The sequence below is a fragment of the Pelomonas sp. Root1217 genome (assembly GCF_001425705.1).
In the GTDB taxonomy this organism is placed as follows: domain Bacteria; phylum Pseudomonadota; class Gammaproteobacteria; order Burkholderiales; family Burkholderiaceae_C; genus Pelomonas.
The window spans coordinates 246,383-269,180 of record NZ_LMDC01000001.1; the positions used below are offsets into that span (position 1 = coordinate 246,383).

The window sequence follows — 22,798 nt, forward strand, 5'->3', positions numbered from 1 at the left end:
GCCCGAGCGCCGGGATGAAGTCGCCGGTCCCGTGCGGGAGGCGAGGAGACAAGCGGTGGTGAAGCTGGCCTTGCGGCGTCAACAGCTGAGTGCGGGCTCCGGCAAGCTCCGCATTCGCGGAGCCAGCGGAGCAAGGGCACGGTCCAGCCGTGCAATCAGATCGGGCTCCGGCACGAAGCCGCCGGCTTCATGACGGCGCAATTGAGCGTCAGTGGCGAACACGCCGTCCAGCACGTGGCGGGCGCCCAGGGCCGACAGCACGGGCTTGAGGGCGTAGTCCAGTGCCAGGAAATGAGCCGCACTGCCACCCGTGGCCAGTGGCAGCACGACCTTGCCGCGCAGCGCGTCAGGCGGCAGCAGATCGAGGAAGACCTTGAGCAGGCCGCTGTAGGCCGCCTTGTAGATGGGCGTGCCGACGACGATGAGGTCGGCCTGCTCGATGGCCTGCACGGCGGCGGCTATGGCCTGGTCCTGCACGTCCGCCGTCAACAGCGCTGCGGCGGGCAGCTGGCGCACCAGGATGTCGTCGTGACGTGTGGCGCGGCATTCCAGGCGCGTCAGCGCAAATTGCGTGAGCCAGGCGGAGCGCGAACGTTCGCTGGGGCTGGCTGAGAGGCTGGTGATGTGCATGGCGGCCGGTATCGGTTGATGCCTTGCACGATAGGGAATCCGCCTTCCTCTCGGAACGAAGGAAAGCGGGGATGCTTATTCGCAGAGCGTTGGCGCGCGTTTGGCCGGCGCGCCGGGCACGACGGTTGCCGTGACCTTGTGGCCTGCCAATATCGAAGGAACAGCCGTGAACACCAACCCCCTGCGCCACGTGGGCCAGACCGCGAGCCCGACAGAAGCCGCACAGACACCCGACGAGCAGGCAGGCGACGCCGGCTCCGAGGCCCGCCAGCAGAACCAGACCGACGGGACCGCCGGCACGCTGGGCCAGCATCCGGTACCGAAGCAGCCGCCGCAGAAGGATTCGGCGGCTGCCGCACCGGCCGGGCCGGCCCCGGGCGGCAAGCCGATCCGCGACCTGAAACCGGGCGAGCCGCCGCCGGAGTCGAGCGCCGGGTCCTGAAGGCCGGCGCGCTGCGCTGGCACGTCGCCTGCCCCGTCGTGCCATCGACAAGCTTCGGAGCCATCACGATGTCCGACGACAGAGCCCAGCGCGGCGGCCAGGACCGCGACCGCATCGACGTCCGTGAGGACCATGAACTGCGCCACTGGTCGAAGAAATTCGACGTGACGCCCGAGCAGATCAAGGAGGCGGTTGACGCCGTCGGCACGCGGGCGTCAGAGGTCGAGCTGTACCTGAAGGGCAGCCGCGCCTCCAGCAACGCCGACCAGGAGGCTCGCGGCGGCCCCTAGCCGGCGCGATGCGGCGACGGGTCGAGCGTGGCCATCACCTTGGCGAGCTGGCGCTGCCGGGCCGCTTCGCCGCGCGCTGTCAGCAGCTTCAGGATCAGGGCGTACTGCTGTGTCCGGCCGAGGGCCTCGAACGCCCGGGCCGCGGGCGCATGGCCGGCCAGCGCGGCCGCGAGGTCGGGGGGCATGACGGCGTGGCGCTGGGGCGCGTAGGCGGCATCCCAGCGCCCGTCGGCCCGGGCCGCGTCGACCTCGGCCTGGCCGGCGGGCCGCATCCGCCCGGCGGCGGTGAGCACCGCCACCTTGTCCACATTGACCTGCGACCAGCGGCTGCCCGCGCGGCGAGGCACGTACTTCTGCAGGTAGTGGTGCTCGTCCAGCGACCGGCGCTGGCCGGAGATCCAGCCGAAGCACAAGCCCACGTCGACCGCCTCGTCGCTCGTCAGCGACGGCAGGCCCGACCCTTTCTTGGCGATCTTGAGCCAGACGCCTGCCTGGAGATCGACATGCGCTTCCAGCCAGGCCTCGAATTCAACGGCGTCGCGAAAGGCGATCACCGGTGCTTCAACCACGACTGCCGCTCACAGCCGCTCCCGCAGCACGAGCACGACGCTGCGGTGCTCGGTGCCGCGACGCATGCCCAGCGCGATGCGCTCGCCGTCCGCCCGGGTGCGCAGCAGCGCGCGTGTCGCGGACAGGTCGTCGGCCCGCACCGCCCGGGCGTCGAGAGTGAGGAGCCGGTCGCCGACGGCGATCCCTGCCGCCTCCGCCGGGCCGCCGGGGGAGACGTGGGCCACGACGAAGCCCTCGTCGGCCGCGTTGAGCCACATGCCCGAGCGATCGAAGCGGCCCGCGTCGACAGGCGGCGGGACGATGGGCTTGAGGTACATGCGCTGGCGCGAGTAGTCAAAGCTTGTCACGAAGCGCTTGAGCAGCCCGCTGCCGATGTTGCCGTCGAAGTTGGCGTCGCTGAAGGAGCCCGCCTTGGCGCCCGACAGCGCCGCCACCGGTGCGGTGATGTTGACCGGCCCGATCGACAGCGACGGCAGCCGCACGACCTCCGACATCGACGGGCCGCCGACGCCCCAGCCGGTCATGGCGGTGATGGCGCCGGGGAAACGCTCCCGCAGTCGGTGGGCGGCGACGAAGGGGCTCGTCAGGTCCACCTCGCTGCGCGAGCCGGTGTCGATGTCGAACAGCGCCGGGATGTCGCCCACGCGGCCTTCGACCTGCGGCAGGTGGTCGTAGAACATGAAGGGGATGGCCGTGCCCGCGTCCTTGGCGTCGAAGGCGTCGAAGCGGCTGAACGTCAACGTGTTGTGCTGGTAGTCAATGCGCAGCGCCAGGCGGCGCAGCAGCTCGAAGCCGACCATGCCGTCGACCTTGATGCCTTCGACCGCCGGGTCGTAGATGTCCATGGTGATCGCAGTCTGGTCGTGCATGCGGACCGGGCCGAGCGCGATCTCGCGCACCTTCGCATAGCCGCTGGTCGTCGTCTTCTCGCCGGCACCCGCGGACGGTGAGGCGCCCTGGGCGTCGAGGCCTGCCTCGGCCACTACCCGGGACGAAAGGATGGTGTGGCCACCCGTGTCGACGATGAAGGTGTAGGGGCCGTGGCCGTTGACGTTCGCCTCGACGTAGATGTGGTTGTTCAGCAGCCGGAACGGCACGGTGGCTGCGCTCGCGCCGTCGGCCAGGGTGACGCCCTGCGGCGGGTCGGCCGGCATGGCGTAAGCGGTGCGGGGCCGGCGCGGTGAGGAGCTGACGTCGAGCAGGCGCATCGTCGCCAGGCCGGACTCACCGGTGCCGCCGTCGATGACGACGCGGCCAGCCACCTGCGCGCCGCCCTGACGGACGTAGTCGTCGTAGCTCGTGCGGGTGTCGAAGAACATCTGGCGCTCGGCGATGCGGGCGAGCAGCCCGCTGCCGGCGTCGAACCAGGCGTCAAAACGCAAGCCGCCGCGAGGCGTCACGGCGAGGTGCTCCAGCGCGCGGCCGTCCAGCGTCTCGCGGCCCAGCGCCTCGATGCGGGCGCCGCCGCGATCCGGGCGCCACCACAGGTTGGCCAGTCGGTAGGCTTCGTTAATCGCCAGGCGCACCCGGTCGCCGCCCTGCTGGGGCGTGCAGGCGCCCGAGATGTCGCGTATCCAGGGCATGCGGCCGTCGAAGCCGTTCGCCACCGTGATCGGGCCGAGTTCACTGTCCGTGACGAAGGCGCCGCTGGCTGTGTCGAAGCGCGTGGTGACGGTGCCGGCCAGCCCCTGGCCCGAATAGGCGTAGCGCAACGCCAGGCTGCCCGACTTGGCGGTTTGGCCCGTCGCAGCCCGGTGCGCGGCAAGCACCTCCTGTGCGGTGGCCGCACCCGACGCGCAGGGCAGGGCCAGCAGGGCGGCGGCCATCCACCAGGTGCGCCAACTTGAAAACATGGTCATGCAGGCATCCCTCAGAATCAGGCCAGTTTGTGGCCGATCGCACCGCCCGTCTTGAACCGAATTCACCTGCCCGAAAGCGCACCCGGCGCCACCTGCCGCCCGCTGACCGCCGGGCCGATGCGCCATCCGCCGCTTGAGCGGCTGGGCCGGCACCGGCATGACGAAGCCTTCATTGCGCTGGTGCTTGCCGGCAGCTATGTCGAGGCGGGCGACACGGGGCGGCACCACTTGCGGGCGGGGGATGTACTCGCCCACCGCCGCTGGGAGTACCACCTGGATGAAGTGGCCGGCAGCGGCGCCCAGGTGCTGATACTGCCTTTACCTGCGGCCTGGGGAGGCGCCGTCCACGCCACCGCCAGCGATCCGGACGCGGTGGTCAGGCTGGCGGAGCGGGACGTACCTGCGGCGCTGGACCTGCTGACTGCCAGCCTGGTGGAGGCACCGATTCCCCCCTCCGACTGGCCCGATCTGCTGGCGGCACGGCTGCGCCAGGATCCCGATGCGCTGGTCGCTTCATGGGCGTGCGAACTCGGCCTGCACCCAGGCAGCCTGGCGCGTGGCTTTCGCCAGGTCTTCGGCGTGACGCCGGCAGCTTACCGCCTGTTCCAGCGCACCCATCGCGCCCTCGGCCACATCGCCCGGGGCGACGCCGGCCTGGCGGCCGTGGCGGCCCAGTGCGGCTTTGCCGACCAGGCCCACATGAGCCGCGCCATCCGCCGCATGACCGGGCTGGCGCCCTCACAGCTGCTCGGCGCCCTCAGTGGCAAGGGCGACCGGCCAACGGGATGACGTCTTGCTGGCTCAGCGCACGCCCTGCAGCGCGGCGCCACGGGCCCGGACGACGGGCCAGTTCGCGACGATCTTGGTGGGAGTCAGCTGGACCTCGCCCTTTTCCTCGGCCGCCAGCACGGCCTCCTCGGATTTGAGCGTGTGCGGTGTGACGCCGGGCTTCCAGCGCACCATGACCAGCACCCACAGCGGGCTGTAGGTCGCGTCCGCATTGGCGCCGCCCACGGGCCGCGGGATCGAGGGCAATACGGTGGCCTGCTCGTCGCCCGGGAACTTGTAGGCCTTCTCGACGGGCATGCCGGGCTTGAGCGTCTGGGCCAGGGCGGGCACGTAGTTGATGCCCTGCTTCTTGGCGATGCCCGGGTCGGAGATGTCCGTGCTGACGTAATGCACGATCTCGCCCTCGAACCACGCTTCCTTCAGGGGCAGGGTGACTTCGTCGGCTGCCCAGCTGGTGGCAGCGCCCAGCAGCAGGGCAGCACTCAGTGCACGGATGACGGGTTTAGGCATTGCGGTTTCTCGTAGAAGGCGAGACGCGATTCTTGCGCACTGGCGGCAGCTCTGATCGAGCGCCTGGACCTCAAGAATGCCGGACGATCTCAACACCCACGTTGACGAGGATCAGTTGCCCACCCATCAAGCGGCGGATTTCGCATTGAGCCGCCTGTCATCGATGCCCGGCGGCCCGGGCAGCCAGCTGTGTCTGCAGCTGCGTTGATACAGCCGAGTGAACTCGCGCCCCTTCTGTGCCTTTGCAACAGCGTGGGCGGTGCCTATCGTGATTCATCGCTTTCGAGCCTCACGAAGGAGCACCCATGCAACGTACCGTCACCTTGTTCCCAAAATCTGCCGTCACCGGTTCGACGTCGCGCTTGGGCGCATGGCTGCTGACCCTGCGGGACGCGTTCACACGGGATGACGACGAGCGCCTTCTCTGCGAAGCCCGGGATCTCGCCGATCTGGAAAGACGGCTGCGACGCCTGGAACAGGGCCGCACAGAACGCTTTGGCCCGCTTCCTGGCGTTTTGTGAGGCCGCATTGCCAGGTCGAGCCTTCGTGGTCCCTCCGACAGGGACCGAAGATCGGCCGCTAACCCGCATGGCTACTAGCGATGCGATCCAGGCTGGTCGGCTTGTTCCCCTATTTGTTCCCCTACCTTGGAGGCGCTAGCCCCTCGGTGGCGCTGCGATCAATGCTCGTACAGGGAAAAGGCGCGGTCGATCCACACGACATAAAACGTGTCGTGAGCTTTGAAGCCAACCATCGGCGCCTTCCCGATGCATCGGAAGGCGATGATCGTCACGTCCTCTGTGATCACAGCTGGAATAGGCGACTTGATTGCCTTGCGGCTAATTGTTTCGCTACCCTGTCCGTGGCGCGGCGCTTGAGCGATCTGCTGCCAGTTGAGCTGGCTTAGTTCATGCAGACGGTCCGCAAACGCGGCCTTCTCCTCTGCCGTGCACGCGGACAAGCAATGCTCTTTGGCCAAGTACTCCAAGGAAAACTTGGGCTTCAGATGATGTGATGAGCCGGTGCCGCTATCAGGCGGAGCTAGACGTGCTCCGCCGCTGGCCCTCTGTGCCTGAATGCGCTTCACCACGGTGGAGCGTCAGTTGAGCCGCGTCTTGAAAAACCTCTGCAGCGCGCCGTGCGGAATTTGAGAGCTAGGCTCCTCGTCGTAAGCGTCCTTCCACGGATCTTCATCGTGGGTCATGTTGCGGAGCTTCCAAGCCGAGTACTGCCCGTAAACCTCATAGACCTCATCCAGCAATTCGCGTGTGCCCGCATCGAGTGACATTGGGTCGAAATCGCCTGGAAGCGGGATCGGGCCGCTGCCGTAACTTTTGAACAGGTGATAGACGTCCGGCACAACTGGTCCGTGCGTCCATGCCTCAAGGCGTTCGCCAAAGAGAGGCTGGTCGTCGATGGCAAGAGAAAAGCCCTGCGCGTAGTACAGGAGCTTCTGCAGCTTCAAGTTGGACAGGGTATCGCCCGCCTCTTCATCGGCAAGGGACAGGAAATAGCGGGCAACGTCTGCTGCGGTCTGCATTGGTGGGGTGTCCTTGTGCTCGGACCAGTGGAGTGTATTGGCACTCCCTCAATCAGGAAATGCCGGCGCCTGAGATCGGGTTTCGGCCGGAGATGTCGTGGTGTCCATGCAGCGCAGTCTGCAGCATGGGTAGCTCATGAGGTGAACCTATTCCTCGCGAAGGAAGTCCGCGGTCATCCACCGGCGAATGTGGGTCACCAAGGCGTGAAAAAGCCCGCGCGCGGCGGGCTCTTGATGGGTGACCGAGCGTCAGGCGGCGAGACGGCTTTCTTCTTGAACAGCAAGCGACTCAGCCATTGCGACAGCTGCCGCCGCGGCCTTCTCTGCTTCAAGGGCGAGCTCTTTGTCGCGCTCAAGCTCCTGCTGACGGCGCACAGCCTGGTCCCGGAGGATCGCGCGCTTCTCAGCATCCACAAAGCGCTTGCAGATCTCGCGGATCAGCGGTTGATACCCCATTCCGTTCAGTTGCGCGATCGCCTTCAAATCGCGCACCAATTCTTTGGTGAATCGAATAGAAATGGGATGCAGTCCGAGGACATCGTCGACGTTGCTCGACTCCTCAGCCTTGCGGGCGTGGGCTGGATCGTTCCCAAGCGGTCCAGTAGGCCCCCAGTCATCCGCCGACGCTTCGACTCGAGCGAGCAGATCTTGGTTGATGGGCATGCGTTGACTCCTAGTGTGCGAGAAATTCAAAAAGGTCTTGTATGGTCTTCGTGGCCGGGTAGGCGGACTTCAGATAAACGTTCTCATCGTCTTCCACGTACACAATCTTGAGCAATTTTCCGAGGTGAGTCTCTGAGACGAACCATTGCGTCGCAGGGTCCGTTTTGTGCTCTTCTCGATCATCCTCGGCGACCCTGCCACACCGGTTCAGGAAGCACTCTTGGACTTCCCTCTCGGTGACTGACCCGTGCGAAGGATCCCCAATCTTGGCGCGAATGGTTGGCGAGATGATGAGCATGTGTAAATTGTATATACAGAAGCATTTCACCTCCATCGGCTACGGACATTCACCCAGGTAGGCGCTGGTCAGTCCGGTCAACGGACTGTATATACAAACGGGTTGACCTGACGTAGGACAGGGCGAAAAAAACGGGTGAAAAGCACCCCCTGTTCACGGGACGCGACGCATGAGCGTTCATGGGCTGTATGGAAGCCCAGCGTGGGTCAGCGGTCGATCAGCCCGCCCTCAATCGCTTGCAGCAACGCCTGCGGCCCCGTGGTCACGGCCAGCTTGCGAGCGGCTGTCTCACTTGCTGGCGAGCCTAGATGTCGGATTCACGAGCTTTGGTGGCCTTTGCACGGCGCAGGAGCGCGCCCTCGGAATGCAGACCAAGGGCTGACGTCTCGATGTCCCCAGTGAAGCGCTTGATCATCAGGCTGGCGCCTGCTTGCCTAAGGTTGCAAGTGACTTGCTGGAACTTCCCGCCCATTCGGTTTTCGATTTGGCTGGTGGTGCACTGAAGCTTCGGGTACTTGCCCTTCACGGCCCCAAGAACGGCATCAAAGTTCTCGGCCTTGAAGAAGAACAAAAGGCCCTCCAAGCGTCCTTCGTTCCAGTCAAGGTTGAACGGGTCCTGGTAGCCCTGGGTCGACATCACGCCGCCAATGGTTGGCTCCGATTTCGGCAGGGCTATGAACTCGGCCGTGGTCATGCCGATGAACATGCCCTTTATGGCTATGGGTTCGCCTTTCAGTGGCGCCTTGGCCATGGACGCCGCTGGGGCGGGCGCCTCGGAAGCGGGAGGTTTGCCTGCAGCGTGAGACCAGGCGACTGACCAGGCGATCAACGCCATACAAAACCGCTTCACTCCCATCCTCCCAAGGATTGCCTGTCTGCTCAGCCTATCAGCGACTGCGCCGCCAGCATCCGGGGAAACCAAGGGCTTCTGCTGGCGTCGGCCCAAAAGAAACCCCGGCACTCGGTCGGGGCTGAACCCTCTTCGCTGTCACGTCGAGGCCTGCTCAGGGAGGTGAAGCAGGGGGCCGTGGCCCGCCGCTACTGTACGCGTTCAACGCCCGCGAAGCTCGCGGCAGGCGGTGCCGATGCTGGAGGGGATCCACCGAGTAAAACGTTTAAGAGATTCGCCCCCTCAGCCGGCGAGCAAATTGCTCTACTCGTCCTCGAGCCATTGCGGCTCGGATCGCTGTAGCGCCCGCAGTTCGGGCGGCACCGCGGCGAGATCGGCATGCAGCTTTTGGCCGATGGCCTGCAAGCGCGGCGCCTGTGCCCGTTCTGCCAGGATGACGCTGCGGCGGAGGGTCTCAAGGCGGAGGAACGCTTGAGTTCGCAACTGCAGCAACTCCTGAACGGTGCCCAGGTATTCCTGGACCCGATAGCGGTGGTCGCTGAACTCGCGTGCCGTCTTGCCAGACCGCGACACCTTGAAGGTGGACACGACCACGCCGCGCCAGCGCCTCGTCGTGCGGTGCTGGATCCACTTCACGGCCATCGGGGCATAAACACTTATGCCGGCCTTGGTGCGCTTCCAGCGCTCAATCCGGATCTTGCCGGTCCTCGGTGGCTGGTACAGGTTCAGCAGTTCGTTGATCTGGTCCAGCAGGTGATCGATGCGGCGGATGTAGGCGAGTTGCGCCGCGACGGCGGTGAGGGCGCGAAGCTCTAGGTTGCCCTGCGGCGCCGCGCAGCGTGCAGTGAAGCTGGGTCAACAGATGTGGCCAGGGATGAGCCGTCAGGCGGTGATCGATCGGCTGGTAATCGACGGAATCAGCGCCGTCCTTCACCAGCCATGGCGAGAGCCAATACTGCACGGGTCGCGCCACAGATGGGAGCTGCCACCGGATGTCGCCGCGCTTGCGGAAAAGTCGATCCCGGGAAAAGGGCGGGTCTAGGGCCGCGTTAGGACCCATTTTCCCGGAAGTGCTTGAAGGGGTAGGAGGTGCGGTGTGAAATGTTTTCACACTGATCAAGGCGACCCCATGGAACACCTCAAGACCTCCGACATGGACCCGCTGCTTACGCCGCGTGAGGCAGCTCAGCGCCTGCTTGAAGAGGCGACGAAGACTGCCGTTCGCACTGGCGGTGTCGCAGGTCTGCGCCCGGTCGTCGTTGATGGTCGGCGCATGTTCCGCTTCTCAGACGTTGACAGCTTTGCGCGGCTGGCGCTTGCAGCATGAGCGACCTTTTCAACATCCTGCGCGTTTGCGATGAGGCGAATGCTACGGAGCCTCTCACTACCAGCGAGGTTCTGACAGCTCTTCGCATCGCCATCGCGGCCGGCATGGGTGAGTACGCCACGCAACTGCTGGCGACCTTCGTCGAGATGGAGGGCGCGGACGCAGAGCTGCGAGAAAGCACCGCTGCGCTGATCTTCAACCAGGCGACGGCGAACCCTGGCATTCACAAAACCCATTGATTGAAGGAGCGCCTGTGGGCCTGCTTGATTTTCTTTTCGACGACCGGAGCAACGCACCCCAACCTGGCGCCGGAGCACAAGGCGGGTTGCTCAGCACTGCCGCACCCGCGCGTCCCGCAGGTTTGCTTGGCACAAGTTGGGAAGATCCGCGGACCGCCGCCAGCCTGAATGCGGCCATGGGCCTACTTACGCCGACGACGCGACGCAGGGGCGTCATGGAAGGGCTGGCACAGGCGATGGGCGCTTATCAGTCCACGCTGTCAGATGGCCGGCGTCAGCAGGAAGCCGACCAACTCAAGCAACTTCAGCAGCGCGTTGCGCTTCAGCAGGCCCAGCGCCAGGCCGAGCAGCAGAAGCGGCAACAGGACTTCATCACCAACTTGCCTTCGTTGCAGATGCAAGGTGCACAGTCCGCGCTGGCCGGCGGCGGTGGTCCGACCATGGCCAATGCCTCCAAGATGCCCGCGGTCGATCCCCAGCAAGCCCAGCTGCTCGAAGCCGTGCGGGCAGGCGTGATGCCCTACGGGGACTATCTCGCGGCCACTCGCAAGGACAACACGCCGGTTCAGGTGGCGCCGGGCGGCACGCTGTACGACGTGCGCGCTGGCAAGCCAATTTACACGGCGCCCAAGGAAGAGGCGAGTCCGAGCGCGCTCAAGGAATACAACTTTGCCAAGGCGCAGGGCTACCCCGGCTCATTCATCGACTTCCAGTTGGCGCAGAAGCGGGCCGGCGCCACCAACGTGACGGTCAGCACCGAGAAGGGCTACGGCGAGAAGATCGCCTCCGGCATGGCGGACCGCGACCTGTCGGCTATCGACGCCGCCAGGAACGCGCCGGACCAGATCGCATCGGCTCAGCGCATTCGTTCCATCCTCTCCAGTCAGAAGCCGATCACCGGCACCGGCGCAGACACGCGCCTCGCGCTGTCGAAGGCTCTCTACACGGCTGGTCTGACGAAAGGTGAGGATGTAGTCGCGACGGAGAACCTGCAGCGCGAGCTATCGCAAGCGACGCTGGCAGCTGTCAAGTCGTCCGGGCTTGGGGCCGGCAGCGGCTTCAGCAACGCAGACCGCGACTTCCTGGAGAAGGCTGCGGCCGGCACTATTGCGGTCAACGCGGAAACGTTGGCCAAGACGGCCGAGCTGAACGAACGCCTCGGCCGCCGCCACATCGACGTGGGAAATGCAGCGCTGAAGCGCGTAAAGAGCGCGCCGGGCATGGGCACCTTGCCCTTTGGCCCTGAAATCGCCCAACCGGCTGGCAACGTTGTGGACTTCGGGAGCCTCAAGTAATGGACGTGCGCCTGCCTGACGGCACCCTCATTCAGAACGTGCCCGACGGCACGACCAAGGCCGACCTCGTCGCCAAGCTCAAGAACAACGGCATGAATGTGCCGGCGGAATGGATGAGCACCACTGCGCCGCCAACGCCGGCCGGCCCGCCAATGTCGCGGATGGAGAAGATCGGGCAGGGCGTTGTAGATCCGGTGAATGGTGGCGCACAGTTGCTGACCCACCTGCTACCTGATGGCGTCGTCAAGGCCGGGAACAACTTCAACAACTGGCTCGCTGACAAGACCGGCCTTGTTGCTAAGCTGCCTGAGGGCGGCGTTGACAAGCAGGTTCGCGAGCAGGAGAAGGCGTATCAACAGAAGCGGGCGGCCGCTGGCGAGCAGGGCGTTGACTGGTGGCGCGTCGGCGGCAATGTGGTCAGCCCGGTGAACCTGACTGTGGGCCGACTCATTCCGGGCGGCGGCGGTCTCGGTATGCGGACGATCAAGGGCGCGGTCAACGGCGGTGTATCCGGTGCTCTGTCGCCCACAGTGACCGAAGGGGACTACTGGGACGAGAAGGCAAAGCAGGTCGGTCTGGCCACCGTTGGCGGCGGGATCGTGCCCTCGGCCGTGGCCGGCGTTTCTCGCGTCGTCAGCCCTCTGGCCTCACGCGCCCAAGACTTGGCCCTGCTGCGGTCAGAAGGTATTCGCACGACGTTGGGCCAGACTCTGGGAGGCTTCGCCAACACCGTCGAGCAGAAGGCAATGTCTCTGCCGCTACTGGGCGATGCCATTCGGGCGGCTCGGCAGCGAAGCGTCGATGACTTGAACCAGGCGGTGGCCAATCGCGCGTTGACGCCGGTCGGCCAGCAACTGCCCCCGGGGATGAAGGGTCGTGAAGCTGTGGACGCCATCAAGACCGCACTGGGCGACGCCTACGACAAGGTCTTGCCCAACCTAACGGTCAAGGCAGACGGTTCGTTCATGCGCGAGCTGGCGCAGACCCACAGCATGGTGCAGACCGGCGCACTCGCCCCCACAGCGGTGCAAGCGTTTAACCGCATCCTCACCAACGATGTTCTGTCGAAGCTGCAAGGGCAGGGCGCGATGACGGGCCAAACCCTGAAGGCGGTGGAAAGCGACCTCGGCCAGCAGATCAGCCGGCTTGGGGCGTCCACCGATGCTGACCAGCGCCTGGTTGCTGACGCGCTGAAGAATGTGCGCGCCTCCCTCCGCGACTTGGCCACGCGATCCAATCCCGGCGCGGCGAAGGAACTGGCTGCCGTCAACAGCGGCTATGCGAACTTCAAGCGCCTGGAGAAGGCGGCGTCATACGTTGGCGCTGAAGATGGCGTGTTCTCTCCGTCGCAGCTGCAGACGGCCGTCAAGGCGCTGGACCGGAGCAAGGACAAGGGGGCCTTTGCCCGCGGCGACGCACTGATGCAAGACCTTTCAGATGCCGCAAAGGGGCGGCTTGGCAACGGCGTGCCAGATAGCGGCACCGCCGGACGGTTGGCGCTTCCGGCAATGCTTGGTGCGGCGCTGTACGACCCATCGAAGTGGCCCCAGCTAGCGGCGCTGCCTGCTGCCTCGCTGCTGTACTCGCGCCCGGCGCAATACCTCGCTCGTGGCCTATTGGCGTCGCGCCCAGCGTCGGCCGAGAAGGTAGCAGGCCTGCTCGATGAGGCCTCGCCCATGCTTGCGCCTGCAGGCGGCTTGCTTGCGGTCGGCGTAGGCAAATAGCAGGCCCCAAGCCGCGGCGGCGGCGCCTGTGGCGACCGCTCTGACAACCTGATCGTCGTTCATGATGAGGAAGTGTCCGTTGACGCCTATCCGCGGTCAACGAAACCGGGCTTGCGGATCAAACTGACCGACATCGTTGTAGCAAAGGCAAGACTCGAGGCCAAAGCTTTGCCAAAGCACGTCAAGTATGGGCCGGGCGACTGTGTCCAAGTTAACTTCCCCTGTGTTCTCAATCCATTGCTCATTCAGCGCCAGTTGATCCCGGTCCGCTCTATAGCTGGCCGTTAGGTCCGTAATCGTTCCTAGACTGAACAGAAGCCCATCCACGCCACTGACGCTCGCAGATACCAGCGTCCCGCCAGCCGCGCCGACAGAGCGTGCAGCTTGGAGACCGACCCGAATCGCGTTTCTGACGTCGTCTGTGACATACAACCCCCCAACTGCGCGTGGGCCGTGTTGAGTCGAAAATTCGTGCCCCGCACTGAAAAGCTCGACTGCTCCAGAGCGAAAAAGCTGGGTGTACGCCTGTCGCTGGCGGTTCGCTGCTTGGGCCGACACGAGGAGGCCATCAAAATTGAATGCCCAGTCTGCCGAACTCCAGCGCCCAAACACCAGTTCCTGAGCCCGTTCCTTCGCGGCACGAACATCCACGGTGCGCATGCCACTGAATCCAGCGAGCGGCATGACGTGCACTGTGAGGGCTGCCCCACTAACCAGCCATCCGTCTTGTTGGCTTTTCGCTATGGTGGCAACCTTATGGTCCCGCGACCCGGTGACGGCGCGTGCCACCCTTGCGGCAATCTTGCGGTTCCACACCCTTGCTGAAACGTTGCGGTCCTCTCGCGCGCGTACCGGTCCCGGAATGCCCGCCGCCCCGTTGTTCCTCGTTGTTCTCAACGACCGCCGCGACTGATTTCCGATGATTGTTTATCAACCGGTCCGGTCTATCTCGCTCTACTTCAGACGCCTCGCGCGCGCGTACTGGTCTCGAAACGGCGGCCTGGCCGCCGCAGACTCCTAGAGCAGTGCTCATTCCGCGACGATGAACCACCCGCGCGAACCTGTGTTCGGTTCAGCCATGCCTTCTACACAAACAACGTGCTGATCTTTGTCGTTGATGACGTTAGTCTGCCTATGTATCGCTCCCCAGCCAATGTTGCAGTTTGACGTGTCGTAGAACTTCGTACCGCAGCTTGGCCTCTTGAGCCGCTCTGCTGGCGAGAGATTGCTGTCGGCGCTGGAGTATTGGTTGTACATGTGGCAGGAGACGCGTTTGATGCGAGCACCAGGCGCGGTCGTGATGCACGCTTTTACGTCGCCCGTGCGTTCGCCGAACAGCTCTCGAATCTCGCTTGACCATTTGGGATTCGTGATCGACGTTGGAGGCGCGCAAAATTCGACGGGCGGCCCATCTTCTCCGGGCAATTTCCGGCAAGTGCGGTCGCCATATCCCACCTTGTCACCGCAAATGCTCCTCCCGAAGCTGCGGCAAGTGTTTAGTGCGTCAACGAACGCCGCTTCCTCTGTAGCACCTAGGCCCGAAAATCTCCGTTGTGTACCGTCGTCTCCGGTCCACACTGCGCTGCAGGAGTACGTTGCAGCGTATGCCTGCAACGCAGCAAGGCTTGTCAAAAGCACTGCTACCAGACGTAGAGGGTTACCCATGTTTGCGTACCTGATGTTCGGCGATGCTGATGGTGGTCATGTCCGACGGGTTCGCCAAGCTAACAATTCAGGATGACAAAGGTTGCGGTTCCGGTTAGGTGGTCCGAGTAGCGCGGAGGCCCAGATCCGCCGCATCGGCCCGTTCTTTACGGCGCATGCCCGGAAGGCCTGGCTATCGACCTTGCGTGCCTTCCACCCCTACTCCGCCTCAGGCGGATCGCTACTGAACGAAACCGAGGCGATAAGCGAACTGCCGTAGTACGGCTCTTGAAAGCTGACATAGATGGAGGCCAGCTTGCCTGCGGCGGCCATGGTACGAACGAGGTCGAACTCCCGATCTGACAAGTAGACGCTGCCGTCTAGCGCCGGCTTGGCCGAAGTCCAAACGCCAACGGCTGGGATCTCGGCATTCCCCGAGCTGGGGCTGATCTCTGGTGTCACGCGAAGCCTGAACGCAGTGACCCCCTTAACTGGCGTTTTGAGCTCCCCGCGAATGTCCATCGACATCAGGGTCGTTCGACACCCGTCGCCTGCCCTGCGGTCGCCATGAATGAAGATGTGGCCGCCCCAATCCTCGACCACCCCTGACCGGGCAACCAGTTCGCGCTTGCGCTTGGACTTCGCTGGTGCCGCCATATGGTTCCTTTCGTCGAGTTGGGGGGCTGGTTCACTTCCAGATCGCTACGGCCAGCGCGACCACTGAAACGACACAGGACAGCTGCGCCCACCTGGCGGCCCGCTCTGCCGCCCTCACCTCGCGGATGTAGAGCGCGTCCTTCACCGCCTTCTCAGCGTGTTCGCTCAGCGCATCGATACGCTGGAGGTAGTGCAGGGGCATCAATGCGCGCTCGCCGCGAAACTCTCCTCGGCTCAGCGCTTGTCGGAGCTTGTCCACGCCGCCCGGGTTGTGGTCCGAGATCCAGGCCATGACGCTCTCTTCGGTCAGCATGCTGTGGCTGTCTCTGCTGTTGCTCATGGGCTGTTCCTCCGTCGTGCAGCGAGTCTAGGACGCGCCACGCCGGAAGGCGCTACGGCACAATTTCGCACATGCGTCGGCAACTGCCCGTTAGCCGGCGACGCTGCCTCGAGGCTAGACGGCGCTGGCGTCCATCGCGAAGGCCCAGGCGAACTGGGAGACGCCAAGAGCATCCCCGTCCGGCTCCGGATATTTTGCTGCCAGAACTCGGGCCTTCGTTGGCTCAAAGTCCAGCGGGACGGTCTGGAGGCCGTCAAACAGGCTGTTTTGCAAGCGCGTCCAGGCGTGGGACCAATGGACCCTGTCGCGCAGGGTACGAACCAGGATCCTCAGATGCGCCGCCAGCTCTTCGGTGTCCCAGTCAAAGCGGCTGAGTAGGATGACGTAGGCCGACGCCTGCGAATAGCTGTGCTTCGTGAGCGCCTGCGGGTCCGGCGCCTCTTCGCGCTGAAGCAGCAGGATCGCGGGATCGAAGGTCTCAGGCGCCGTGAGCAGTTGCGCCATGGTGTGCGCGGTCGAGTCGGCGTCTTCCTTGTCCCAGTCCTTGTCCAGCTTGACGGCGTAGCGGACTTGCTTGTCCGCATACTTGACGACCTCGTTGTGAAGCCAGCCCAGCACCAACTCCTGATCGGTGCGAAGGCTGAAGTTGATCGGTGCGCCGCGCTTCGAAGCGATGCGATCCGCGATCAGCCAGGCCTCGTTCTCAACGTCCTCGGGCGTGTGCTCTCCGCGGGTCATGCGCGCGATGCGACGAAGCTCGCTGCGGCGCTGGACGAGAAAGGCCTGGAACGGGTCCATTGGCATGCAAGGAATCTCCTGCCACGCACCTTCGCGGGCGGCGCATTCTTGCCGAGGCGTGTGATGGCCAGAGGCGCAAGCGGATTGGCTTGCACCGGACCGGTCAAGATGGCCAAGATGGCCAAGATGGCCAAGGTTCAGGGTGGCACCCTTGATGGCAGCCTTGACCGGCCAGAGGCTCTGCGCCGCTCTCGGGCGAATAACTCAAGGCGGCCAAGATGGCCAACGGATGGCCACCTTGCACCCCTGAGGCGCATCTAACGTGAGCCCCAGTAGCGCCGGCAACCCGCGGACCGCAGAATCGGGCGAAATACAGGGAGGGCCAAATGGCAGAAACAGCACTACTCACGGATGAACCGGGGATGCCGGTCGATACGAAGCACGCCGCGGCACGCCGCTATTCGTATACCGGGCCGGCACTCATCTTCTTCGCGTTCGTGGCGCCGTTAATGGCGACCGCCTTCGGCCTGGGCAGCGCATACACGGTCGGCCAGGATCTCGTCCGAACCCTCGGCTCTCTGTTCGGCCTTGCGGTGGTGGCTTGGCTTGTGATGCGCAACCGCTCGGACCTCGCAAAGGCGAAGGCCAGGCTGGTAGTCGGCCTGCTGCTCTGCCTGACTGTGGCGAACAACATCGCCAACACGGCACGCGAGAACAGCGTCGCGAAGGACTTCATGCGCGGCGCCATCGCGTTCCAGGCCAAGCACGCGGGCAAATTCGAGGATCTCGGCAAACGCTTCGAAGAGAACACGGTCAACCAGTACGTCACGCCCGCAGCGCTGACCTCAGCTCAGTCCATTGCTGCTGGCCAGGCGGCGCTAGAGCGATACCGATCGCTTCTGCAGGAGCGGAACCTGCTGCTGCAAACCTACATGGCGGATTACCGGGCCTACGTGAACAGCGTTCCAGAAGGCGAAGCCCGCCGCGGCGCCGAAGCGTCCATGGGCCCAGCAATGGACAGCGCGAACAACCTTTACAAGACGCTGGACGTTGCGCAGCGTGCCCACGCGGACGCGCTGGGAGCCGTTTTCACCTGGGCTCAAGCCAACGTCGGCAAGCTGTCGAATCGGGGCGGCCAACTGGTTTTCCAGAGTGCTCAGCAGCAGACCGAGCTGACTGCGCTTGCGCAACGGTTGCAAGCTGCAGAGAACAGTGTTGATGAGGCCACGAAGTTTGCGCAGGCTGAGCAGGTGAAGGCAGCGGCCAAGCGCGACGCGGCGATGAAAGAGGCCGAGACGTTCCTGGGAAAGTAGCCAGCGTTCCAAGAGGGAGAGAACAATATGAACGCTCGCTCAACAGCGCTGCGGGGTCTTGCCGTCGTGGTCCTGATGATCGTTTCGGTTGACCTGACGGCTCACCCAGGCGGACTGAATGCCGAGGGGTGCCACAACAACCGCAAGACCGGCGACTACCACTGCCACCGCGCCTCGGCGATTCAGCGCGCCCAACAAGCTGCAGCAACGCCCGCACCGCCGGCCAGCGCCGTTCCCCAGCCGTCAGCACCGGCCGCGCCGACGTGCCACACCGGACCGCGAGGCGGCAGGTACACCATAACCAAGTCGGGCAAGAAGAACTACCACGGCTGCTGAACAGCAGCCCCGCAGCCTTCACCACAGCCGCGGCGGCGCCCGCGCAGGGAGATCCTCCAATGAGCAACACTGAAGAGCCCGTCCCCGGACGATGGTTGTACGCCTTGGGCGGCGCCCTCACTCTGGCTTATCTTGTATTGCTGGGCTTGTACTGCTTTGGTCGCTGGGCCGAGATCCGCGGCTTGGCGCCCAACAACATTGGCGACTTCCTGGCCGGTGCGTTCTCACCCCTGGCCTTCGCGTGGCTTGTCTTAGGCTTCATCCAGCAGGGGATTGAGCTCCGTCAGAACAGCGCAGCTTTGCGTTTGCAGGCTGAGGAACTGCGGTCAGCAGCAGAGCACGCGGGCGCGATGGTCGAGCTGCAGCGCAAGGAATTCGACCTTCGAATCGAGGAACTGGAAGACGCTCGCGCGAAGGCTGATGAGGCGGCCGCCGCGCAGGCTAGACGGCGTGAACAGCAGGCCAAGTGGCGTGAAGAGGAAGCCATCAAGCAAAAGCAACCGCGGTTGCGATTCACCCTTTTTCACCGCGACCATCGCCAGCACCACATCGCACGTGGGACGCTCGAGAACGACGGGCCGGCATGCACGAACGTCTCCGTCGAACTTGAGGGCATTCCAGATGTACTGTCGCTCGAGCGCCCCTTCAGCCTAGCCAACTTTCCTTCCAAGCTCAAGGAGCCGATGGCGTTCGTCAGCCACGGTTCTCACTCACTGACTCAGCCGCTAACCGTCCGCTACACCGATTCAGATGGTGTAGTCCGAACGGTTGGCTTCATTGTGTCGGTGACGAACTCCGTGATTTCCGTAGATGAAGCTGACGACATATAGAACCGAAGGCTGCTTGCGTGGCACTCGCAAACCCGTTCGATGGTTGCTCGTCGCCCTATGTGCAGTCAGCGTGTCCAGTGCTCGGGCCTGGGGTGCCGAAGGCCATCGCCTCATCGCCGAGCTGGCGCAGAAGCAGCTGACCCTCTCAGCCACCGCCGAGGTCGACCGCCTGCTGGGCCTGGAACCTGGCGCGACGATGGTGTCGGTGTCCACGTGGGCCGACGAGAAGCGGGCGCCCGCCACGGCGCCGCTGCACTACGTCAACCCGCCTGAAGGAGCCTGCGACTACGACCGGCAGCGCGACTGCCGAGACGGTCGCTGCGTCGTCGAGGCGATCACGGCGAAGGTCGCCATCCTGAAGTCGAGGGCATCGGACGCCGAGAGGCTGGCGGCGCTGAAGTGGGTCATCCACCTGGTGGGCGACGTTCACCAACCGCTGCATGTTGGCCTGGCGCACGACAAGGGCGGCAACCTGTACCAGGTTCGCGCCTTCGGCCGTGGAAGCAACTTACACGCGGTGTGGGATAGCGCGATGCTAAAGCGGCTGCCCTACAGCGCAGAGCTGGTGGCCAGCGCCGCAGCGGCTGTGCCGGCCGTGTCGGTGCGTTCGGACCCGGCAGCCTGGGCGAGCGAGTCGTGCGCCCTAAGCCGCAGCGCGGACTTCTACCCCGAGGACCGGAAGGTGGACGCCGCGTACCTAGCTCGGTGGGACGCCACGCTGGTCCGCCAACTGGCACGCGCCGGCATGCGCCTCGCCGCCACCCTGAATGAGGCCCTGGGTTCAGCGCCCGCTGCCCGCGACAAAAAGTAGGGCGAGGACGATGAAGCCGCCAACCCACTTGATGGTGCTGCGGAGCTGATCAACGCGCATCGCTAGAGCCGTGATGGCTGTGGCCATTGGATCAGGCTCTTCGACGCGAAATTCCTCCTCGCTGGACGGCTCAACCACGTCCGCCGGCTCTGGCCTGCGTAGATCGCGTGGCGAAGAAGAGAAGTGAATCGCCCGCACGTAGCCACGCGCCATGTCAGGAAACGACAGGCTGTTGTCCTCGCGGTTGGGCCGTATGAATAGGTCACCGCGCGCCGACACAGGTTCCCAGTGATGCGACGAGGTGTATAGACCGCGAAGCGACAGGCTCAACTTCACAGCGTACAACTGACCGCTACGGACATCAGCGATCAGGGAGTCAATGAAGGCGGGCGGGAGGTAGCAGGCGATCCACCATTCGTCGTCGTTGCCAATTTCCCAGTCTGCGCGGCTGAAGCTCAGCATCGCACCGCCCAATTGAGTGTCAAGACTCGACAGCGCTGCTTCGCCCTCTGGGGCGGGTTTTGACTTCCAGTCGCCCGGGTCGAAGGAAATGGTCAGCCGGCGGGACTTGGACCTAGGGTCACCGACTACCGAAATTGACCGGTCCTCTAGCACCGCAACCCCGCGCAGCCGCCTGCCGATTGACGGCTCGGCACCTTCGGCCGGTTCGTTCAAAACGGTCAGCACCTCGAGCGTCTGGACATCGAGCCAGATGCTGTGACTGGGGTAGTAGGTGGCCTGCTTGCCGTCCTTGTCGGTGAAGAGGATTTCGCCGCTGTCCCCATCCTTGAGGTCGATGATGACCTTCTCGTCGCCATAATCCATTGCTCGCCCTCCCCGTCCTTCAACGCATCGTAGAGCGGCGCCAAACGCCTTCCAAGCCGGTCACGCCGGCGCATTGATGGGCGGCGCCTTTAGGGGCTCAAGAAACTCGGCACCCTTGCTGAAACCTTGTGGTCCGCCAACAGCCCTACTCCCTCTTTAGGGCATGACAAAACCTGGGCTGCGTTCACGCAGAAGGCTTGGTGCTGGTGCTGGTGCTGCGCAAAGCCTTCCACTGTTCCTGAGTGGTTCGCGCTCGTGACGGCCCTTTAGGGGCTTGGAAAACGAGGCGCGATGGGTGCACAAATCTGTGCAGGGGGGTGCAGGAATTCCGGCAGGCCCCTGGCCTTAGGGTGCCGGCTTTGATTTCGGCTGATTGTTTTCAACCGGCCGGCCTGTAAATCCCTGTACTTTGCTGGAGCCCACCCGCCGCCTCGCATAGAGGTTTGTGGCCATCAATCACGCTGTTGCAAGAGAGGAAGTGCGGTTGCCGGCATCTGCGCCCAGCCCAGAATGGGTCCGCGTAGATCACCGCCACCAAGGGAGACGAAATGGAGCTGATTGAGTTCGATGCTGACCGCCTGGCACGCCTATCGCGCCAATGCGGTCAAGTGCGCGACCTGTTCGCATCGCTGATGCAGTACCTACCGGCATTGGCGGAAGACGACTTCCCGGTCAAAGGGATCACCGCCAGGCTGGCTGACGATCGCGAATGCATACATGTTCAGTACCGCTCTATTGGGATAGACCTCGTGCTTACGCAGCTGCGGGTGGACGGCACCAGCAAGGGCAAGGTCACAGCCATGCTGGTGAAGCATCCACTCCTCGCCAAGCCGCACAGTTTGGGGAGCTTCACGTTTGATCGCACTGGGATAACCGATCTGCAGAACACCGGAGACTTTGATACCGCGATTGGCAGCCTGGGTGTGCCCGTTGTGATGACGTTCCTAGAGAAGGCCGTGTACTTAGACGCTGTGCCGGCCCAAAGCTAGTCACAGACCACAGGCCGCCGACGAAGGTCACGCGCCGCCAGGCCTGCCGACCGGCGTTGAAGGCAAGACGGCGGACGCAGCGCAAGAATCCGTACTTTTCAAGCTCGCAAGGGAGGCACCGTGCCAATTCAAATGAAAGTCGTCTACATCGCCAAGCCAGCGCTGGAGGGGAAGTTCACTGGTCAGGCCGTCATGACCTGGGAAGACCACGTCGGATCGCAGCCGAAGACCTTCACCTTTGACACGCCCTTCGCCACCCGGGACGAAGCAATGGTTGACGCAAGGAAACGCCTTGTTGATGCATTCGCAGACGGAACGAATCGCAACTACTAGCACCAGCATCAAGGGAGGTTTTTATGAGCCGATGTGAGCGATGCGACCCGGTGCTTGAGCATCCAGAGAGGAACTGGGACTCGACGCTTGATGAGGTCCGGACCTTGCGCTCCGGCATAGGGTTCAACATGACACTCTGGCGCTGTCGCGACTGCTTTGCGATGTACACGCGCAGCGAAAAGGCGAACCCTAAAAGCGTCATTTGGTCTACCGGAGACTAGGACAGCTGCCGCGCCTGCGCTACCGCAACCAGCCCACCATCAGGGCGCTTCTCGGGGATTCAATTGATTCACGACCAGTTTGAGGAAATTGACGCGACGATCATTGAATCTCTAGTGGAGAACCGGCTGTCCGAATCGACGACGGTAGAGTTCAAGGCAACCCTTCCGGACAGGTCTGACAGAGGCATCGTCGAGTTCCTGAAAGACGCCTGCGCCATGGCCAACAGCGGTGGTGGCGACATCGTCTACGGGGTACGTGAGCTCGACGGCGTCGCCGACTCGCTACAGCCGATAGAAGACGAAACTGAGGACAAGGCGTTGCTGAGGTTGGGGCAGATGCTTGACTCCGGCATCGAGCCTCGCATCGCTGGAGCGCGCTTCCTCCCAATCAAGACGGGCAACGGCTATGTACTAGTGCTGCGGGTGCCGCAGTCTTTCGCAGGCCCGCACCGAGTCAACCGCAATGGGATGCACCGCTTCCCTCTTCGCAATGAGAGGCATGTCTCAGACATGAGCTATGACCAGCTGCGTACTGCGTTCGATCGCACATCAAGCTTGGCAGTTGCCGCGCGCGAGTTCCGCAGGGAACGGCTTTCCATAAGGTCCAGACAGGACGGGGAGGCAGCGGGGAGGGGCTGACACAGCCCGACAAAAGGCCTTCTGTCAGTTTTGGCAGTGGCTCGCAGAGGGTGCGCGTGAAAATTCTTCACGGCCCGGCGTGCTGATCCTGGCCTT

General features: G+C 64.0%; 32 protein-coding genes. 16 read left to right on the plus strand and 16 right to left on the minus strand.

Going from position 1 to position 22,798, the window contains the following annotated elements; all coding sequences use genetic code 11:
- Nucleotides 1-78: 78 nt before the first annotated feature.
- The gene (ssuE, locus tag ASC95_RS01160) at nt 79-630 is read right to left on the minus strand and encodes an NADPH-dependent FMN reductase (RefSeq protein ID WP_057295966.1); all 552 of its coding nucleotides are present in this window, start codon (nt 628-630) and stop codon (nt 79-81) included.
- A gap of 166 nt (nt 631-796) precedes the next feature.
- Between ssuE and ASC95_RS01165 the strand changes: the two genes are divergently transcribed.
- On the plus strand, nt 797-1,072 hold the full coding sequence (locus ASC95_RS01165; protein WP_157255891.1) for a hypothetical protein: 276 nt from the start codon (nt 797-799) through the stop codon (nt 1,070-1,072).
- Between the two features lie 68 nt (nt 1,073-1,140).
- Nucleotides 1,141-1,362, plus strand: a complete 222-nt coding sequence (locus ASC95_RS01170; RefSeq protein WP_057295968.1) for a DUF3606 domain-containing protein — start codon at nt 1,141-1,143, stop codon at nt 1,360-1,362.
- Here ASC95_RS01170 and ASC95_RS01175 read toward each other — a convergent pair.
- Nucleotides 1,359-1,916, minus strand: coding sequence for a YdeI family protein (locus ASC95_RS01175; RefSeq protein ID WP_082567396.1), 558 nt, complete (start codon nt 1,914-1,916; stop codon nt 1,359-1,361). The genes ASC95_RS01170 and ASC95_RS01175 overlap by 4 nt on opposite strands.
- A 24-nt stretch (nt 1,917-1,940) precedes the next feature.
- Entirely contained in the window at nt 1,941-3,791 is a 1,851-nt protein-coding gene (locus tag ASC95_RS01180) for an aspartyl protease family protein (protein WP_162250697.1), read from the minus strand.
- Between the two features lie 51 nt (nt 3,792-3,842).
- On the opposite strand from ASC95_RS01180, the gene ASC95_RS01185 reads away from it, so the two are divergent.
- Entirely contained in the window at nt 3,843-4,580 is a 738-nt protein-coding gene (locus ASC95_RS01185) for an AraC family transcriptional regulator (RefSeq protein WP_162250698.1), read from the plus strand.
- Nucleotides 4,581-4,592: 12 nt separating this feature from the next.
- Here ASC95_RS01185 and ASC95_RS01190 read toward each other — a convergent pair whose 3' ends face one another.
- Complete coding sequence (locus ASC95_RS01190) at nt 4,593-5,090, minus strand: hypothetical protein (protein WP_057295972.1); 498 nt, start codon at nt 5,088-5,090, stop codon at nt 4,593-4,595.
- 76 nt (nt 5,091-5,166) lie between these two features.
- Here ASC95_RS01190 and ASC95_RS32170 point away from each other — a divergent pair, with 76 nt between their 5' ends.
- Together ASC95_RS32170 and ASC95_RS30310 are read left to right on the plus strand one after the other, a co-directional pair.
- On the plus strand, nt 5,167-5,298 hold the full coding sequence (locus tag ASC95_RS32170; protein ID WP_255355184.1) for a hypothetical protein: 132 nt from the start codon (nt 5,167-5,169) through the stop codon (nt 5,296-5,298).
- A 97-nt stretch (nt 5,299-5,395) separates the two neighbouring features.
- Nucleotides 5,396-5,611, plus strand: coding sequence for a hypothetical protein (locus ASC95_RS30310; protein WP_157255893.1), 216 nt, complete (start codon nt 5,396-5,398; stop codon nt 5,609-5,611).
- Between the two features lie 158 nt (nt 5,612-5,769).
- On the opposite strand, the gene ASC95_RS31295 is transcribed toward ASC95_RS30310, so the two are convergent.
- The 6 genes from ASC95_RS31295 to ASC95_RS01220 form a co-directional block, all read right to left on the minus strand.
- Nucleotides 5,770-6,177: a hypothetical protein gene (locus ASC95_RS31295; protein ID WP_200960055.1), complete on the minus strand. Its 408-nt coding sequence runs from the start codon at nt 6,175-6,177 to the stop codon at nt 5,770-5,772.
- A 12-nt stretch (nt 6,178-6,189) separates the two neighbouring features.
- Nucleotides 6,190-6,630, minus strand: a complete 441-nt coding sequence (locus ASC95_RS01200) for a Panacea domain-containing protein (protein ID WP_057295973.1) — start codon at nt 6,628-6,630, stop codon at nt 6,190-6,192.
- Between the two features lie 249 nt (nt 6,631-6,879).
- On the minus strand, nt 6,880-7,293 hold the full coding sequence (locus ASC95_RS01205; protein WP_157255894.1) for a hypothetical protein: 414 nt from the start codon (nt 7,291-7,293) through the stop codon (nt 6,880-6,882).
- Between the two features lie 10 nt (nt 7,294-7,303).
- Nucleotides 7,304-7,591, minus strand: a complete 288-nt coding sequence (locus ASC95_RS01210) for a hypothetical protein (protein WP_057295974.1) — start codon at nt 7,589-7,591, stop codon at nt 7,304-7,306.
- Between the two features lie 304 nt (nt 7,592-7,895).
- Nucleotides 7,896-8,342 (minus strand): hypothetical protein, encoded by a 447-nt coding sequence (locus tag ASC95_RS01215; RefSeq protein ID WP_157255896.1) that lies wholly within the window; start codon nt 8,340-8,342, stop codon nt 7,896-7,898.
- 402 nt (nt 8,343-8,744) lie between these two features.
- Complete coding sequence (locus tag ASC95_RS01220) at nt 8,745-9,077, minus strand: hypothetical protein (protein ID WP_157255897.1); 333 nt, start codon at nt 9,075-9,077, stop codon at nt 8,745-8,747.
- A gap of 493 nt (nt 9,078-9,570) precedes the next feature.
- Here ASC95_RS01220 and ASC95_RS01225 point away from each other — a divergent pair, with 493 nt between their 5' ends.
- From ASC95_RS01225 to ASC95_RS01240, 4 genes are read left to right on the plus strand one after another with little or no spacing between them, the layout of a single operon-like run.
- Nucleotides 9,571-9,768, plus strand: coding sequence for a hypothetical protein (locus tag ASC95_RS01225; RefSeq protein ID WP_057295977.1), 198 nt, complete (start codon nt 9,571-9,573; stop codon nt 9,766-9,768).
- Entirely contained in the window at nt 9,765-10,007 is a 243-nt protein-coding gene (locus tag ASC95_RS01230) for a hypothetical protein (RefSeq protein WP_057295978.1), read from the plus strand. Before ASC95_RS01225 ends, ASC95_RS01230 begins: the two co-directional genes overlap by 4 nt.
- 14 nt (nt 10,008-10,021) lie before the next feature.
- Nucleotides 10,022-11,302 (plus strand): hypothetical protein, encoded by a 1,281-nt coding sequence (locus ASC95_RS01235; protein WP_157255898.1) that lies wholly within the window; start codon nt 10,022-10,024, stop codon nt 11,300-11,302.
- On the plus strand, nt 11,302-13,026 hold the full coding sequence (locus ASC95_RS01240) for a hypothetical protein (protein WP_057295980.1): 1,725 nt from the start codon (nt 11,302-11,304) through the stop codon (nt 13,024-13,026). The genes ASC95_RS01235 and ASC95_RS01240 overlap by 1 nt, the downstream gene beginning before the upstream one ends.
- Nucleotides 13,027-13,122: 96 nt before the next feature.
- Here the strand turns inward: ASC95_RS01240 and ASC95_RS30315 are convergent, their stop codons facing one another.
- The 5 genes from ASC95_RS30315 to ASC95_RS01255 all read right to left on the minus strand — a co-directional run bounded on the left by ASC95_RS30315 (nt 13,123) and on the right by ASC95_RS01255 (nt 16,465).
- On the minus strand, nt 13,123-13,686 hold the full coding sequence (locus tag ASC95_RS30315; RefSeq protein WP_157255899.1) for a hypothetical protein: 564 nt from the start codon (nt 13,684-13,686) through the stop codon (nt 13,123-13,125).
- A 369-nt stretch (nt 13,687-14,055) separates the two neighbouring features.
- On the minus strand, nt 14,056-14,481 hold the full coding sequence (locus ASC95_RS30320) for a hypothetical protein (RefSeq protein WP_157255900.1): 426 nt from the start codon (nt 14,479-14,481) through the stop codon (nt 14,056-14,058).
- 408 nt (nt 14,482-14,889) lie between these two features.
- Nucleotides 14,890-15,327: a hypothetical protein gene (locus ASC95_RS01245; protein WP_057295981.1), complete on the minus strand. Its 438-nt coding sequence runs from the start codon at nt 15,325-15,327 to the stop codon at nt 14,890-14,892.
- A 31-nt stretch (nt 15,328-15,358) separates the two neighbouring features.
- Nucleotides 15,359-15,667 (minus strand): hypothetical protein, encoded by a 309-nt coding sequence (locus ASC95_RS01250; RefSeq protein ID WP_057295982.1) that lies wholly within the window; start codon nt 15,665-15,667, stop codon nt 15,359-15,361.
- Nucleotides 15,668-15,781: 114 nt separating this feature from the next.
- Nucleotides 15,782-16,465 (minus strand): hypothetical protein, encoded by a 684-nt coding sequence (locus ASC95_RS01255; RefSeq protein ID WP_057295983.1) that lies wholly within the window; start codon nt 16,463-16,465, stop codon nt 15,782-15,784.
- A 326-nt stretch (nt 16,466-16,791) separates the two neighbouring features.
- Here ASC95_RS01255 and ASC95_RS01260 point away from each other — a divergent pair, with 326 nt between their 5' ends.
- The 4 genes from ASC95_RS01260 to ASC95_RS01270 all read left to right on the plus strand — a co-directional run bounded on the left by ASC95_RS01260 (nt 16,792) and on the right by ASC95_RS01270 (nt 19,695).
- Nucleotides 16,792-17,718, plus strand: a complete 927-nt coding sequence (locus ASC95_RS01260) for a hypothetical protein (RefSeq protein WP_157255902.1) — start codon at nt 16,792-16,794, stop codon at nt 17,716-17,718.
- A gap of 27 nt (nt 17,719-17,745) precedes the next feature.
- Nucleotides 17,746-18,054, plus strand: a complete 309-nt coding sequence (locus ASC95_RS29690; protein ID WP_235537653.1) for a YHYH domain-containing protein — start codon at nt 17,746-17,748, stop codon at nt 18,052-18,054.
- Nucleotides 18,055-18,113: 59 nt separating this feature from the next.
- The gene (locus ASC95_RS01265) at nt 18,114-18,884 is read left to right on the plus strand and encodes a hypothetical protein (RefSeq protein ID WP_157255903.1); all 771 of its coding nucleotides are present in this window, start codon (nt 18,114-18,116) and stop codon (nt 18,882-18,884) included.
- A 70-nt stretch (nt 18,885-18,954) separates the two neighbouring features.
- The gene (locus ASC95_RS01270; RefSeq protein WP_057295986.1) at nt 18,955-19,695 is read left to right on the plus strand and encodes a S1/P1 nuclease; all 741 of its coding nucleotides are present in this window, start codon (nt 18,955-18,957) and stop codon (nt 19,693-19,695) included.
- On the opposite strand, the gene ASC95_RS01275 is transcribed toward ASC95_RS01270, so the two are convergent.
- On the minus strand, nt 19,666-20,520 hold the full coding sequence (locus ASC95_RS01275; RefSeq protein WP_057295987.1) for a hypothetical protein: 855 nt from the start codon (nt 20,518-20,520) through the stop codon (nt 19,666-19,668). The genes ASC95_RS01270 and ASC95_RS01275 overlap by 30 nt on opposite strands.
- 548 nt (nt 20,521-21,068) lie before the next feature.
- Between ASC95_RS01275 and ASC95_RS01280 the strand changes: the two genes are divergently transcribed.
- The 3 genes from ASC95_RS01280 (at nt 21,069) to ASC95_RS01290 (ending at nt 22,702) form a co-directional block, all read left to right on the plus strand.
- Nucleotides 21,069-21,509 (plus strand): hypothetical protein, encoded by a 441-nt coding sequence (locus tag ASC95_RS01280; protein ID WP_057295988.1) that lies wholly within the window; start codon nt 21,069-21,071, stop codon nt 21,507-21,509.
- Between the two features lie 132 nt (nt 21,510-21,641).
- Nucleotides 21,642-21,842 carry a hypothetical protein gene (locus ASC95_RS01285; RefSeq protein WP_057295989.1) on the plus strand — a complete coding sequence of 67 codons (201 nt, stop codon included), beginning with the start codon at nt 21,642-21,644 and terminating at the stop codon, nt 21,840-21,842.
- Between the two features lie 284 nt (nt 21,843-22,126).
- Complete coding sequence (locus ASC95_RS01290; RefSeq protein ID WP_057295990.1) at nt 22,127-22,702, plus strand: helix-turn-helix domain-containing protein; 576 nt, start codon at nt 22,127-22,129, stop codon at nt 22,700-22,702.
- Nucleotides 22,703-22,798: the final 96 nt, after the last annotated feature.